The organism is Flavobacterium paronense (genome assembly GCF_030409795.1).
Taxonomy (GTDB): Bacteria; Bacteroidota; Bacteroidia; order Flavobacteriales; family Flavobacteriaceae; genus Flavobacterium; species Flavobacterium paronense.
In genome coordinates this window covers 1,046,599-1,061,573 of sequence record NZ_JAUFQN010000019.1, presented here as the reverse complement: position 1 = coordinate 1,061,573, position 14,975 = coordinate 1,046,599, and the positions used below count along the sequence as shown (strand labels likewise).

The window sequence follows — 14,975 nt, the reverse complement described above, 5'->3', positions numbered from 1 at the left end:
CATGAAATCATTACGAACATTACTTTTTGGCTTACTGCTTTCGATGAATACTTTATTGGGGCAAAGCCAACAAATAACAAAACTCGATGGTAGTAAAATGAGTATCATCGAAATTGACAAAACTGTTAAACGACTCATGGATACTGCTAATGTTCAAGGATTGTGTTTGTCTATACTGAATAACAACAAACCCATTTATACCAGAGCGTATGGCTTTAAAAACAAACCACAAAAAGAATATTTAGATACCGAAACTGTAATTTATGGTGCTTCATTTAGCAAAGCTGTTTTTGCCTTTTTAACATTAAAATTAGTAGAAGAAAAAGTTATTGAGTTAGATAAGCCTCTGTCTGAGTATTTGTCTAAACCTATTCGCAATTATGATTATTTCAAAGATTTAGCTACTGAAGAAAGATGGAAAAAGATAACAGCACGTATGTGTTTAAGCCATACTACCGGACTCCCGAATGTGAGATGGTTTCACCCAACAACCGGCGTGATAGATACTACCGGGACTATGAAAATGTATTTTAATCCAGGTGAAAGATATGCTTACTCTGGTGAGGGAATGAAACTATTACAATTAACAATAGAGGAAATTACAGGTAAGACTATTGAAGAATTAGCTGTCGAAAGAGTATTTAAACCTATAGGCATGAATCGCTCCAGTTATATTTGGCAGTCAAGCTTTGATGCTAATTTTGCTATCGGACATTTAGAAAATGATGAACTAAACCCAAGAAAAAAAAGAACCGTTCCCGTTGCACCGGCATCCTTAATGACCACAATTACCGATTATAGTAAGTTCATTTCCTATGTAATGGAGCAAAAAGGATTGAGCAAAGAATTGTATAAAGAAATGTGGTCACCACAAATTGAAATCCATTCCAAATACCAGTTTCCGCCTTTAACACTAGAAACCACAAATGAAAACGAAAATATTCATTTATCGTACGGTTTGGGTTGGGGTTATTTAAAATGCAAATATGGTAGAGCCGTCTTTAAAGAAGGACATGATGATGCCTGGCGCAATTACAACATCAACTTTATTGACAAAGGCATTTCGATAATCATAATGACCAACAGTGCTAATGGTGAAAAGATTTTTAAAGAATTATTAGCAACGCTTATTGCCGATACTTTTACACCATGGAAATGGCAAACGTATTATCCGTATGATTACAAAAAATAAATGCAATTGAATAAAAAAACTCCCAAGTTTTCACTTGGGAGTTTTTTATTAATACATTTTCTTTCTCATTTCCTGAATCTTCTCATCATCAAGATATTCATCAAAAGTCATGTATCTATCTATAACACCATTCGGAGTAATTTCTAAGACTCTGTTGGCTACGGTTTGTGCAAACTCGTGGTCATGCGTAGTAAACAAGACCGAACCTTTGAAGTTTTTAAGTGAATTATTGAATGCTGTAATAGATTCCAAATCTAAGTGGTTTGTTGGTTCGTCTAACATTAGTACATTGGCACGTATCATCATCATTCTGGATAACATACAACGCACTTTTTCTCCTCCTGATAAAACCGTACATTTTTTTAGTGCTTCTTCTCCTGAGAAAATCATTTTACCTAAGAAACCACGAACATAAACCTCATCGCGTTCTTCTTCTGTTTTCACAAACTGGCGTAACCAATCTACCAGATTTAAGTTTCCGTCAGTAAAGAACTGGCTATTATCATTGGGCAAATAGGATTGATTGGTGGTAATTCCCCAGTCAAAAGTTCCCGCATCTGCTTTTAAATTTCCGTTAAGGATTTCATAGAAAGCGGTTGTAGCACGAGAGTCTTTTGAGAAAATAACAACCTTATCGCCTTTCGCCATATTCAAATCGACATTCTTAAACAATACTTCACCATCAGCAGAAGCCGCTAAGCCTTGCACATGAAGTATCTGGTCACCCGCTTCTCTTTCCACATCAAATATAATGGCAGGATATCTTCGGCTTGATGGTCTGATTTCATCTAAGTTCAATTTCTCAATCATCTTCTTACGCGAAGTAGCTTGTTTTGATTTGGCTACGTTGGCACTAAAACGACGGATGAATTCTTCCAGCTCGGCTTTCTTCTCTTCTGCTTTCTTGTTCTGTTGCGCTTTTTGACGAGCCGCTAACTGACTTGATTCGTACCAAAACGTATAATTCCCTGAGTAATGATTAATCTTTGAGAAGTCAATATCCGAGATATGCGTACAAACCGCATCCAAAAAGTGACGGTCGTGAGAAACCACAATAACCGTATTTTCATAATTCGCCAGGAAGTTTTCTAACCACGAGATGGTTTCAAAATCCAGGTCATTCGTAGGCTCATCCATTACCAACACATCTGGATTACCGAAGAGAGCTTGCGCCAAAAGCACACGTACTTTAAGTTTTCCTTCTACTTCGCCCATCAAGGTATAATGCATGTCAGCAGGAATACCCAGGTTAGATAACATCGCACCCGCATCAGACTCTGCATTCCAACCGTTCATTTCTTCAAACTGCACTTGCAACTCGCCTATTCTATCCGCATTTGAATCATCATAATCAGCGTATAAAGCATCCATTTCTGATTTTATAGCAAATAGTACTTTGTTTCCCATCATCACCGTTTCTAAAACCGTATGTTCATCAAACATATTGTGATTTTGGTTCAAGACCGACATACGTTTCCCAGGTTCTAAGAAAACCCTTCCCGATGTTGGATCAATATCGCCAGCAAGAATCTTAAGAAAAGTAGACTTTCCGGCACCATTAGCACCAATAACGCCATAGCAATTTCCTTGTGTGAACGTAGTGTTTACTTCGTCAAATAATATTCGTTTACCAAACTGGACTGATAAATTATTTACAGTTAACATGTATTGTACTTTTATTAAATTTGGTGCAAAAGTAGTTAAAAGTGTTCAGTGTTCAGTGCATCGGGTTCCCTTTTTTGCATTACTTTATTTAACTAATGATTAACAGTTTAATCCATTATATAGAAATATTTTTGTTTACTAGTCTCAAATGAATGCACAAGTTTAGTCACATAAAAATTTTAAGTTTCCTATTCCCTTTAATTACTCTAATGAGTTCGTGTAAAAGCGAGTTTAAAGGGTGTGAATACGTAGCTTATTTTGGTGGCGAAGTGGTGAATCCAAATAATCCTTATGTGCTTTTCTGCAAAGACAATGAAGTCATTGACACTTTGAAACTTGATGAAAATAATCGCTTTTTTACACAATTCGACTCATTAGCTCCCGGACTTTATACTTTTAAACACGAACCCGAATATCAATATGTTTATTTTGATAAGAATGATAGCATCATGGTTCGTGTGAATTCGAAAGACTTTGACGAATCAATTGTTTTTTGTGGACGTGGCGAAGAGAAAAATAATTTCCTAATGGAACTATTTTTGAAAAACGAAAAAGACAAGTCCAAAATGTTTGAGTATTTTGATGACAGTTTTGAAGATTTCTCTAAACAAATTGATGCTACATTTGCAAAAGAAACCCTCTTTTATACGACCAAAAAAGCAGAGATTAAATGGAGTGATGACTTTGATCTTTTTGCCAAAGCTTCATTGGATTTTGATTATTATTCTAAAAAGGAATTATATCCTTTGGTTCATAAAATAAGAACTGGTGAAGATCTGATTGAAAAACTGCCGGCAAATTATTATGATTACAGAAAGACTATCGATTTCAATAATGTGGCGCTTTCAAATTATGCTCCTTATGTAATGTATTTATCCCATATGTTGAATAATATGGGCACCATAAATTACCACAACCACTTTAGCGAAAAGGATTTGGCGTTAAAAACCAATATTAATAAAATGACCATCGCTGATACTTTGATTAAAAATAAAATGGTAAAAGATAACATTCTAAACAATATTGCTTTTACTTATCTACTCGAAGATCAGAACATGACTAATAACAATACGTTTTTGAATACGTATAAAAAGTTTTCTACCGACAAGAGTAAAAAAAATGAAATAACAACGCTTTGCAACGCTATTCAGATGCTTAAAGTTGGTAGTACTTTACCTGAAGTTCCGCTAATAGATACTAATGGATATAGCGTTTCCTTAGCAAATTTGACTAAACCAAATACCGTATTTTTCTTTTGGACAGAAAAAGCCAAGTCGCATTTAGAAGCTGTTCATTTAAAAGTAATTGCGCTTAAATCTAAATTTCCGCAATATAATTTTGTGGCAGTAAATATTAATGACAGCGAAGAAGATTGGAAAAAAACTTTAGATAAATATAAATTCAAAGGTGTTACAGAATTGCATTGCTCCGATTTTGAAACAATAAAAAACAAATGGGCCATCAACAAAATACACCGCACCATAATTCTTGACAACAAGGGATTAATCAAAAATGCCTTTGCTAATATATTTGATTCGCAGTTTGAGGAGAACTTGAAATAGATTGTTAGATTATTAGATTATTAGATTGTTAGAAATATAAAAGGTTCCGATTTTTTCGGAACCTTTTTTATTTTAGAAATGCTTTACTATTGATTTCCTTTAGCATAATCTGCTAAGAACTGTGCTAAACCAATATCTGTCAAAGGATGTTTTAATAAGCCCAGAATAGATGATAATGGTCCGGTCATAACATCAGCACCAATTTTGGCACAGTTTACAACGTGCATCGTGTGACGAATAGAAGCTGCCAAAATTTGAGTTTCAAAAGCGTAGTTGTCATAGATATCTCTGATTTCCTGTATCAAAGCCAAACCATCAGTAGAACAATCATCAAGTCTTCCTAAGAACGGAGATACGTAGGTTGCTCCTGCTTTAGCAGCCAATAATGCCTGACCTGCCGAGAAAACTAATGTAACATTGGTTTTGATTCCTTTGTCTGAGAAATATTTACAAGCTTTCACGCCTTCCTTAGTCATTGGTAATTTAACCACAATTTGTTCATGTAAATCAGCCAACTCTTCACCTTCTTTAATCATTCCTTCATAGTCAACTGCATTAACTTCAGCACTTACATCGCCATCCACAATATTGCAAATGTCAACGTAGTGTTTTAGGATGTTGTTTTTTCCTGTGATACCTTCTTTTGCCATCAACGAAGGATTGGTTGTAACGCCATCAAGAACGCCAAGTGCTTGTGCTTCTCTGATGTCTTTTAAATTGGCTGTGTCAATAAAAAATTTCATAGTTTGTATGTATAATTGTTGTGTTTCAAAAATTTAATGAGCAAAGTTACAATTTATAATGATTCATCAACATACTTTCATAGATTCTGTCGGGTAAAATCCGCTTTAAAACGATAGAGAACTTTTGCATAAAGGCACCAATTTTATAATGCAACTTTGGGTTTTTATCTTCAATGATGTAATACACTTCTTTAGCAAAATCATTCGGATCTTCGCCGCTATGCATGTGTGAATTCATCATCCCAAGAGTATTTTCATAAGGCGTTTTATAAACCGAACCTTCAATGATTGGTGCGTGATAACGATGAGAAGCAATATCGGTAGCAAATTCTCCTGGAGCGATGTTGACAATGTTTATCCCGAAAGGTTTTACTTCAATGCTTATCGCTTCCGAAACCAATTCGAGTGCTCCTTTTGAAGCCGAATAAATGCCCCGATACGGTAAACCCATATAACCAGCAATAGAAGTAATATTGATAATTAAACCCAAATTTTGTTCACGCATTTGTGGTAAAACCGCTTTAATAACTTCAATTGGACCAAAGAAATTGGTTTCAAAATTATTCCGCATTTCATTGGTTGGCGTTTCTTCTATTGGTCCGGTAATTCCAACTCCGGCGTTATTGATAACCACATCAATTCTTCCGGAAAGTGAAATTATTTTGGCAACCGCTTGTTGAATACTTTCTACGCTTCGAACATCTAAAGTAATCAAAGGAAACACAGAATTAACAATCTTCTCCGGATTGCGACTGGTGCCGTAAACAGTAAAACCTTTGTGAAATAAAAACTCGCCAATGGCTTTTCCAATTCCTGAGGAACCGCCTGTTATTAATACTACTTTGCTCATTTAATATTAGATTTCAAATATTAGATATTAAATTTTATACTTTCTATAAAGGTAAAAAACTAAACCAATTCTTCTAGATTAATTTGATTCCCAAACCATGATTTTGGCTTAAATGAATTTTACCATTTATAATTTCACTACCATTAGCGATATCATTGGCAATTAAATTCGCACCATCTAAATCGGCATAATTACAAAACGGAGCTAAAACTGCTCCTGCGGAAATTCCGATGGTTGATTCGGTCATGCAGCCAATCATGATTTTGTAATTTAATTCTTTGGCAACAGCTATCATTTCAAGAGCTGGCGTTAATCCACCACATTTTACCAATTTGATATTGACACTTCTATAATGTTGTTGTAAATCTTTTAAAACTGAACTATCCTGACAATCTTCATCAGCCATCCAATTAGCAAATTTATTGATGTGCAAAACGTTATAATTCTCTGAATCCGGTTTCATTGGTTGTTCTAAATAAGTAAACTTTGAAACGGCTTCGTAATTTTCTAACCAATGACAATTTTCCTTTGTAAAACTTCCGTTTGAATCAAGAGCAATACTTTTATCTAATTGCACTAATTTGTTAATATCTTTTTCATTAAAATGATTGCATTTCACTTTGAATGTTGACCAAGTTGATTGCGTTATTTTTTTGATTTGATTTTCTACGGTATCAATACTTATAGTAATCGAAGAATCCGGAAGGTTTTCACAATTTAAACTGTTTAACTCTACAAAGCTTTTCTTTTCGAGTTTTCCAAACAAATCCCAATAAGCGCAATCTAAAGCAGATCGGAGAAAGCTTGGTAGATTTAATTGTAAAAGGAAAGCATAAAAATCGGCTGGATGAAATATGTGTTGGCTTTCAACTTGAGATTTAATTTTGGATAAAATAACTTCGAAATCCGCAAGACTAATATGATAATAATCGATGGAAGTGCATTCGCCATAACCTTTACTTCCAGCTTTTCCAAGTGATACGATTAAAGCTTCTCTGTGTGTGTACTTTCCATAGGCAATGGCAAAGGTTTCCTTGAGTTGAAATCGTACTATTTGCCATGATAAAACCATATGATGTAAAAATAAAAAATCCCGATAACTTTCGGGATACATTTTTGAAAAAAATGGCAAGCGACCTACATCGCACCGCTCAACCACATACCTTTGCTATGTTCCCATCCTGGAGGATTTTGCAGGAGCTGGTCGTGTAGGACTTGCCGTTGCAAATATACAATCTTTTTATTTTTTTGCAAGAATTTAAGAGCAATATAAATATATTTGTGAGTGAAAAATTAATAATACAAAATGAAACTTTATAATCCATTAATTACCATTTTATTAGCTATAAACATTGCTAGTTGCGGCGATAGTCAACACGATAAAGAAAACTATTTTAGCTTTGATGATACTGCCTTAAAACCAATGTATCAAGCAACCGATAAAGTTGATTTAACCTTATTGAATACCAAAAACAAAACCATTGATAGTGTTGCCTACTTTGTAAATGACAAAAGAATTTCATCTGTGAAAGGCAATGGTAAATTTACCTTGGACTTGAGCGGTAAAAAGTTAGGGTATCAAAATGTGAAAGCTTTAGTTTATTATGAAGGCGATACAGTTTCGACTAAAACCAGAGTTGAAGTAGCTTCGGGAGTTGTACCAAAATTATTGAAATATACCATTGTCAATACATATCCACACGATATCAATGCTTTTACAGAAGGATTTGAATTTTACAACGATACTTTAATGGAAAGTACCGGTTCAGGTTCAGGCGGTAATATTTCGTATGTTGCTAAGATTAACTATAAAACGGGAAAGACCTATAAAAAAGTGGTAATAGATCAAAAACATTTTGGTGAAGGGATTACGGTTTTGAATAATAAACTTTATGAATTGACTTGGCAAAGTAAGGTCGGATTTATTTATGATGCTTCAACAATGAAGAAACTTAAAGAATTTAATTTCGATAAGAATATTGAAGGTTGGGGAATGACGAATGACGGAAAGAACATTTATCAATCAGACGGTACAGAAAAGATTTGGACCATGAATCCGGAAACACAAAAAATGATTGATTTTATCAACGTATATACTAACGACAGTAAAATTAAAGCGGTCAATGAATTGGAATGGATTAACGGAAAAATCTATGGTAACATCTGGACAAAAGATGCAATTGCTGTAATAAATCCACAAACAGGTGCTGTTGAAGGTGTATTGGATTTAACCGCTTTAAAAGCTCAAATAAAGAATCCGAAAGCTGATGTTTTAAACGGAATAGCCTACAACAAAAAGACAAAAACCATCTTCGTTACTGGTAAAAACTGGGATAAAACATTTGAGATAAAAGTTTCAGAGTAAAGAGTAAACAGATTTAACAAAAAATCCTCTCAAAAATGAGAGGATTTTTTTATTTCTTCTTAAACTCCATTTTGTCTTTGTCGTAAACATAGGTGGTTTGTTGGGTTTTATTCTTCTGGGTTATTGAGCCGTCTGGATTTAATACAAACTCAAAACCTTCTCTTCTCATTTTTTCCTGTGTTTCGGAAGCGCCTGTGCCGCCCAAAGATACTATCTCAGTAATATGATTCGTTAATTGATAATTGGAATAGACTTGTTTCTTGGATGTAATTTCATAGATTACAGAATAGATTGTGGTTTTATCTTCAGTTTTTTTTGGTGATTTAATAGTGCTAAGTTCTGTCCATGTAAGTAAATACAATTTAACTCCACTTGCCGTAAAGGAACTCAATTTACAATCTTTAGGGGCAAATGCAGCATCAACTGCTTTTACAATCATGGCATCATTGGTTTTCCCTTTTTCACTAATCGTAACCTGAAAATTTTCGTTTTTAATTTCAACTTGCAAGTTATCAATTTTGGGTAAGGCTGAAGTTGTTGTTGTTTTCTTTTTTTGGCTAAAACCGTTAAAACTCAACAAAGCAAAACAAACAAACAAAATGATTTTTTTCATAGCAAAAATAATAGGTTAAAAATAGATAGCCAATGTACAAAATAATTTATTTGATATATGTTAAAAAAAAACCGAGTAATTGCTTACTCGGTTTCTTCTGAACTTAATACCTGATTAAATTACTTCACTTCTTCGAATTCTACATCTTGTGTATTATCTCCTGAAGTATCTGCTTGTGGTTGTGCTTCTTGAGCCTGACCTGCTTCGCCTTGAGCATACATTGCTTCGGTAGCTGTTTTCCACGCGGCATTTACATTGTCAAGACCTTTTTGAATAGCTTCCAAATCTTGGTTTTGATGTGCCATTCTCAATTCTGTTAAAGCTAATTCAATTGCTACTTTATGGTCGTCAGAAATTTTATCTGCCAACTCTTTCAATTGACTTTCTGTTTGGAAAATCATACTGTCAGCTTCGTTCAATTTCTCTGCTCTTTCTTTTGCAATTCTGTCTGCATCAGCATTCATTTCAGCATCTTTTTTCATTCTTTCGATTTCTTCAGCGGTCAAGCCAGATGAAGCTTCGATACGGATGTCATGTGATTTTCCTGTTCCTTTATCAGTAGCCGAAACTTTGATGATACCATTAGCATCAATATCAAAAGTAACTTCGATTTGAGGAACACCTCTTGGTGCTGGTGGAATTCCATCTAAGTGGAAACGACCAATTGTTTTGTTATCTGCAGCCATCGTTCTTTCTCCTTGCAATACATGGATTTCAACACTTGGTTGATTATCGGCAGCAGTAGAGAATACTTGCGATTTTTTAGTTGGGATCGTTGTGTTTGACTCGATTAATTTAGTCATCACATTACCCATAGTTTCGATACCTAGAGATAAAGGTGTAACGTCTAATAACAATACATCTTTAACATCTCCAGATAAAACACCACCTTGAATCGCAGCTCCAATGGCTACAACTTCATCAGGGTTTACTCCTTTTGATGCTTTTTTACCAAAGAATTTTTCAACTTCGTCAGCAATTCTTGGCATTCTTGTAGAACCTCCAACTAAGATAACTTCGTCAATATCTGAAGTAGATAATCCTGCATCTTTTAATGCTTTAGCAACCGGTTCCATTGAACGTTTTACTAAAGAATCTGATAATTGCTCAAATTTAGCTCTTGTCAATTTTTTCACTAAGTGTTTTGGTCCAGAAGCCGTAGCTGTAACGTAAGGCAAATTGATTTCTGTTTCAGCAGAAGATGACAATTCGATTTTCGCTTTTTCAGCAGCTTCTTTAATTCTTTGTAATGACATTGGATCTAAACGCAAATCAATTCCTTCTTCCGATTTGAATTCGTCTGCCAACCAATCAATGATGGTTTGGTCAAAGTCATCTCCACCTAAGTGTGTATCACCATTTGTAGATAATACTTCGAAAACTCCATCACCTAATTCAAGGATAGAAATATCAAAAGTACCACCACCTAAATCGTAAACTGCAATTTTTTGGTCTTTTCCTTTTTTGTCTAATCCGTAAGCTAATGCCGCAGCAGTTGGCTCATTAATAATTCTCATTACTTTAAGACCTGCAATTTCACCAGCTTCTTTTGTAGCCTGACGTTGCGCATCATTAAAGTAAGCTGGAACCGTAATAACAGCCTCTGTTACAGTTTGACCTAAATAATCTTCTGCTGTTTTTTTCATTTTTTGAAGTGTCATAGCTGACAATTCTTGTGGTGTGTATAAACGACCATCAATATCCACACGTGGTGTATTGTTGTCTCCTTTTACAACGCTGTAAGGCACTTTTTTAGCTTCGTCAATAGTTTCAGCAAAAGTGTGCCCCATAAAACGTTTGATAGAACCAACTGTTTTTGTTGGATTAGTTACTGCTTGTCTTTTTGCAGGATCACCAACTTTAATTTCTCCACCTTCTACAAAAGCGATGATAGATGGTGTTGTTCTTTTTCCTTCTGAATTTGGTATAACTACAGCTTCTTGTCCTTCCATTACTGAAACGCACGAGTTGGTTGTACCCAAATCAATTCCAATTATTTTTCCCATTTTTTTTAATTTTTATATTTTTTAGTCTGTGTTTAGTTTGTTTTTTTAAACTTGCTTTCTCCAAAGTCAACTACTATGCCAAGCAGCATATGAAAATAAATTGTCAGTTTTTGAATGTTTATTGGGAAAATTGCATGACAAGATGACATTTTTTTACAAAAAAAATCCCAACCGTTAAGCTGGGATTTTATATTAGTCATTCATCGAGATGAGGAATTCCTCGTTGTTTCGGGTTTTCTTAATCTTATCATTAATAGTGTCCATTGCTTCCACTGGATTCATATCGGCAAGGAATTTACGCAGTATCCACATGCGTTTAAGTGTATTTGGATCTAATAATAAATCATCTCGTCGTGTACTTGAAGAGGTCAAATCGATAGCAGGGAAAATTCTGCGGTTGGCGATTTTTCTATCCAATTGTAATTCCATGTTACCGGTTCCTTTAAATTCTTCAAAGATAACTTCGTCCATTTTAGAACCTGTTTCGGTTAATGCCGTGGCGATGATACTTAATGAACCACCATTTTCTACATTACGTGCCGCTCCAAAGAAACGTTTTGGTTTCTGCAACGCATTGGCATCAACTCCACCCGAAAGTACTTTTCCGGATGCCGGTTGCACTGTATTATATGCTCTGGCTAAACGTGTAATAGAATCTAATAAAATCACAACATCATGACCGCATTCTACCAAACGTTTTGATTTCTCGAGAACGATATTTGCAATTTTTACGTGTTCTTGTGGTTCACGGTCAAAAGTGGAAGCAATAACTTCGCCACGTACGCTACGTTGCATATCGGTAACTTCTTCAGGACGTTCATCAATCAGTAAAACGATTAAATAAACTTCAGGATGATTGGCAGCAATGGCGTTGGCAATGTCTTTCAACAACATTGTTTTACCCGTTTTTGGTTGTGCTACTATCATTCCACGTTGTCCTTTTCCTATTGGAGAAAATAAATCTATAATACGGGTAGAAACACTTGCTTGTTTTTCGGCTATATTAAATTTTTCCTGCGGAAATATTGGGGTTAAATGTTCGAATGAGACTCTATCTCGAACCACTTGCGGATCATGTCCGTTAATTTTTAAAACCTTTACTAAAGGGAAGAACTTCTCGCCTTCTTTTGGAGGTCGAACTACACCTTTTACGGTATCTCCTGTTTTTAATCCAAACAATCTGATTTGTGATGTTGAAAGATAAATATCATCTGGTGAAGCCAAATAATTGTAATCGGAAGAACGAAGGAAACCATAGCCATCAGGCATCATTTCGAGAACGCCTTCACTTTCAATTATTCCATCAAATTCAAAATCTGAATCCCTGAAATTATTTTGTTTTTTACCTTTAAAATTTGGATTGTTGTTATTTGCATTGGCGTTCCCATTTCCATTGTTCCCATTTTGATTCGGGTTATGATGCTTTGGTTTTTGAGCCTGATTGCCATCATTATTTTGATTAGGATTGGTTTCTGACTGGTCTACCGCTGGTTTTTCTATAACTTCTAAACCGCTTTCGGTTGGTTGTTCTTCTGAAGTTATTTGTGTAGCATTATTATTCTTTTTTTCAAAGACTGGTTTCTTGAATTTTGGGTTCTTACTTTGAAAAGCTGGTTTGTCTTCGATTTTTTCAGCTATTGTTTGCTCTGGCTGTTGGCTAAGGCTCGAGTCTTCAGCAAATAAATCGTTCTGAATTGGTTCAGCAGACTTATTTGTTTCGGGTGCAATACGAACTCGCTTAGCTTTAGTATCTACTGGTTTTTCTTTAGTAACCGCTGGTTTAGTAGCTTCAGCATTTTTATCCTGATGTTCTAAAATTTGGGCAATAAGCGTATCTTTTTTGGCACCAGCGACTTTAATTGTTTTGGCTAATTTGGCAATTTCTTGAAGCTCAGCAAGCTTCATTTCTTTGAGGGCTGAAATGTTAAACATAAATAGTATTTATATCGTAATCGTTATGATGGAATGTAAAAATGAAGGTAGATTTTAATGCTTAGAATAATCCGATTGATGAAGTTCTTACGGATTTGTTATGCAATAATACAAATAATATTTTATCATGCAATAGTATTTTTTTAAAAAGAAACTTTATTTTTGCATCAGATTATTCAAAAAAGAGATGTTTAGAGTTCAAACTTATTATTTGATTGCTTGCCTTATCATAACCGGCGTTTTACCATTTGTGTTTCCGTTATGGAAAGATGCAGCTGGAAAACCTTTTTATTTCATGATAGATATGGTTTATGTTTCACTGTTTGGATTAAGTACAACACTATCGTTATTAAGCATTTTATCACACAAAAAAAGACAACAACAATTTGTCATGGGCAGATTGAATATGATATTGAATTTAATTTTATTAGGATTATTTGTGTATCGAACACTAACTGCATCTGGAGAAACAGCTATTTCTGAGAAGGGTGTTGGGATGTTCTTACCTATTTTTTCTATCGTAATTTTGGTTTTGGCCAACAAAGCCATAAAAAAGGACGAAGATCTCGTAAAATCTGTGGATCGATTGCGATAAACCTATAAACTTAGTTTTTAGTGCTGCGAAAAGCCCGTCTCGTTAAAAAGACGGGTTTTTTATTTCTTCCCTATTTCTATAATTTCCAGATTCTGGATTTTACCGCCATCTATTTCAAAACGCAACATCGTTCTCACTTGATGAAAACCATAAAGTCCGCAAGCTCCAGGATTCATGTGCAAAAGATTTAAATTCTTATCAAATTGCACTTTTAATATGTGCGAATGTCCACAAATAAAAAGCTTAGGCGGATTGCTTTGAATTTCAGTTCGAATATTTTGATTGTATTTTCCGGGATAACCACCAATGTGCGTAATCCAAACATCGACATCTTCACAAAGAAACCGATTGTTTAGTGGAAACTCCATCCTGGCTTTGTCATCATCAATATTGCCATAAACTGCTCTCAATGGTTTCAATGATTTTATAGTATCTGTTACTTTCAAATCTCCAACATCACCGGCATGCCAAACTTCGTCAGCTTGATGAACATACTTTAAAATAGTATCATCAATATGACTGTGCGTGTCGGAAAGAAGAAGGATTTTTTTCATGGAATAGAATTGTGAATGCAAATTTATATTAAAAACTTTAACCTTTCATCAACACAAAAACTTTGTAACTTTGAGGCTTTAAAAACTCTTCAGCTTTTACATTGAGATATTTTATTGAATTAGCATATAAAGGAACAAAATACCACGGTTGGCAATATCAACCTGGCGCTAATTCTGTGCAAGAAACTCTCAATAAAGCTTTGTCATTATTACTAAAAACCGATATTGATATTGTTGGCGCCGGAAGAACTGACACTGGTGTTCATGCCAAACAAATGTATGCTCATTTTGATTTCGATAACGAAATTGATGTGCCACAATTAGTACATAAACTCAATTCCTTTTTACCCAAAGACATTGTTGTATTTAATATCTTAACTGTTGCTGATGATGCACATGCGCGTTTTGATGCTACGAAACGTACTTATGAATATCATATTCACACGATGAAAGATCCATTTGAAAATGACGGAAGTTATCAGTTGCAATTGCCATTGAATATAGATAAAATGAATGAAGCTTGTCAAATACTTTTTAAGCATAATGACTTTGAATGTTTTTCAAAGGTAAATACGGATGTCAAAACTTTTAATTGTGCTATTTTTGAAGCACATTGGACTCGAGGCAGAATCGAACAAAGCGGAGCTAAACAAGAGGGAAACAAACTGATTTTTACCATTGCTGCCGATAGATTTTTGAGAAATATGGTTCGAGCCATTGTTGGAACAATGATAAATATAGGAACAGGAAAAATAAGTTTAACAGATTTTGAAAAAATAATACTAAGTAAAGACCGAAATCAGGCTGGATTTTCAGTTCCGGCACACGGATTATATTTAACCAAAATTGAATACAACTATATAAAATAACTTTACATTAATTTAGGAACGGATTGCTT

13 protein-coding genes and 1 other RNA gene are annotated in these 14,975 nt (G+C 34.6%); 5 read left to right on the top strand and 9 right to left on the bottom strand.

What is annotated here, in order from left to right:
- Nucleotide 1 precedes the first annotated feature (1 nt).
- Nucleotides 2–1,192 carry a serine hydrolase domain-containing protein gene (locus QWY90_RS05970; protein ID WP_290284944.1) on the top strand — a complete coding sequence of 397 codons (1,191 nt, stop codon included), beginning with the start codon at nucleotides 2–4 and terminating at the stop codon, nucleotides 1,190–1,192.
- A 48-nt stretch (nucleotides 1,193–1,240) separates the two neighbouring features.
- Here QWY90_RS05970 and QWY90_RS05965 read toward each other — a convergent pair whose 3' ends face one another.
- Complete coding sequence (locus QWY90_RS05965; RefSeq protein ID WP_290284943.1) at nucleotides 1,241–2,857, bottom strand: ABC-F family ATP-binding cassette domain-containing protein; 1,617 nt, start codon at nucleotides 2,855–2,857, stop codon at nucleotides 1,241–1,243.
- A gap of 209 nt (nucleotides 2,858–3,066) precedes the next feature.
- Between QWY90_RS05965 and QWY90_RS05960 the strand changes: the two genes are divergently transcribed.
- A complete protein-coding gene (locus tag QWY90_RS05960; RefSeq protein ID WP_290284942.1) occupies nucleotides 3,067–4,419 on the top strand; it encodes a TlpA family protein disulfide reductase in 1,353 nt (450 codons plus the stop codon).
- A gap of 86 nt (nucleotides 4,420–4,505) precedes the next feature.
- Here the strand turns inward: QWY90_RS05960 and fsa are convergent, their stop codons facing one another.
- From fsa to ffs, 4 genes are all read right to left on the bottom strand, one after another.
- Nucleotides 4,506–5,162 (bottom strand): fructose-6-phosphate aldolase, encoded by a 657-nt coding sequence (gene fsa / locus QWY90_RS05955; protein ID WP_290284941.1) that lies wholly within the window; start codon nucleotides 5,160–5,162, stop codon nucleotides 4,506–4,508.
- A gap of 46 nt (nucleotides 5,163–5,208) precedes the next feature.
- Nucleotides 5,209–6,012 (bottom strand): SDR family oxidoreductase, encoded by an 804-nt coding sequence (locus QWY90_RS05950; RefSeq protein ID WP_290284940.1) that lies wholly within the window; start codon nucleotides 6,010–6,012, stop codon nucleotides 5,209–5,211.
- 73 nt (nucleotides 6,013–6,085) lie between these two features.
- The gene (locus tag QWY90_RS05945; RefSeq protein ID WP_290284939.1) at nucleotides 6,086–7,084 is read right to left on the bottom strand and encodes an enolase C-terminal domain-like protein; all 999 of its coding nucleotides are present in this window, start codon (nucleotides 7,082–7,084) and stop codon (nucleotides 6,086–6,088) included.
- Between the two features lie 51 nt (nucleotides 7,085–7,135).
- An RNA gene (ffs, locus tag QWY90_RS05940) (signal recognition particle sRNA small type) lies at nucleotides 7,136–7,233 on the bottom strand.
- Nucleotides 7,234–7,318: 85 nt separating this feature from the next.
- On the opposite strand from ffs, the gene QWY90_RS05935 reads away from it, so the two are divergent.
- Nucleotides 7,319–8,377: a glutaminyl-peptide cyclotransferase gene (locus tag QWY90_RS05935; RefSeq protein ID WP_290284938.1), complete on the top strand. Its 1,059-nt coding sequence runs from the start codon at nucleotides 7,319–7,321 to the stop codon at nucleotides 8,375–8,377.
- 49 nt (nucleotides 8,378–8,426) lie between these two features.
- Here QWY90_RS05935 and QWY90_RS05930 read toward each other — a convergent pair whose 3' ends face one another.
- The 3 genes from QWY90_RS05930 to rho form a co-directional block, all read right to left on the bottom strand.
- Entirely contained in the window at nucleotides 8,427–8,990 is a 564-nt protein-coding gene (locus tag QWY90_RS05930) for a hypothetical protein (protein ID WP_290284937.1), read from the bottom strand.
- Between the two features lie 119 nt (nucleotides 8,991–9,109).
- Entirely contained in the window at nucleotides 9,110–10,996 is a 1,887-nt protein-coding gene (gene dnaK, locus QWY90_RS05925) for a molecular chaperone DnaK (protein WP_290284936.1), read from the bottom strand.
- A gap of 192 nt (nucleotides 10,997–11,188) precedes the next feature.
- Entirely contained in the window at nucleotides 11,189–12,928 is a 1,740-nt protein-coding gene (gene rho, locus QWY90_RS05920) for a transcription termination factor Rho (RefSeq protein WP_290284935.1), read from the bottom strand.
- A gap of 187 nt (nucleotides 12,929–13,115) precedes the next feature.
- On the opposite strand from rho, the gene QWY90_RS05915 reads away from it, so the two are divergent.
- A complete protein-coding gene (locus tag QWY90_RS05915; protein ID WP_290284934.1) occupies nucleotides 13,116–13,523 on the top strand; it encodes a DUF4293 family protein in 408 nt (135 codons plus the stop codon).
- Between the two features lie 59 nt (nucleotides 13,524–13,582).
- Here QWY90_RS05915 and QWY90_RS05910 read toward each other — a convergent pair whose 3' ends face one another.
- Nucleotides 13,583–14,077 (bottom strand): metallophosphoesterase family protein, encoded by a 495-nt coding sequence (locus tag QWY90_RS05910; RefSeq protein ID WP_290284933.1) that lies wholly within the window; start codon nucleotides 14,075–14,077, stop codon nucleotides 13,583–13,585.
- Nucleotides 14,078–14,178: 101 nt separating this feature from the next.
- Between QWY90_RS05910 and truA the strand changes: the two genes are divergently transcribed.
- The gene (gene truA / locus QWY90_RS05905) at nucleotides 14,179–14,946 is read left to right on the top strand and encodes a tRNA pseudouridine(38-40) synthase TruA (protein ID WP_290284932.1); all 768 of its coding nucleotides are present in this window, start codon (nucleotides 14,179–14,181) and stop codon (nucleotides 14,944–14,946) included.
- Nucleotides 14,947–14,975: the final 29 nt, after the last annotated feature.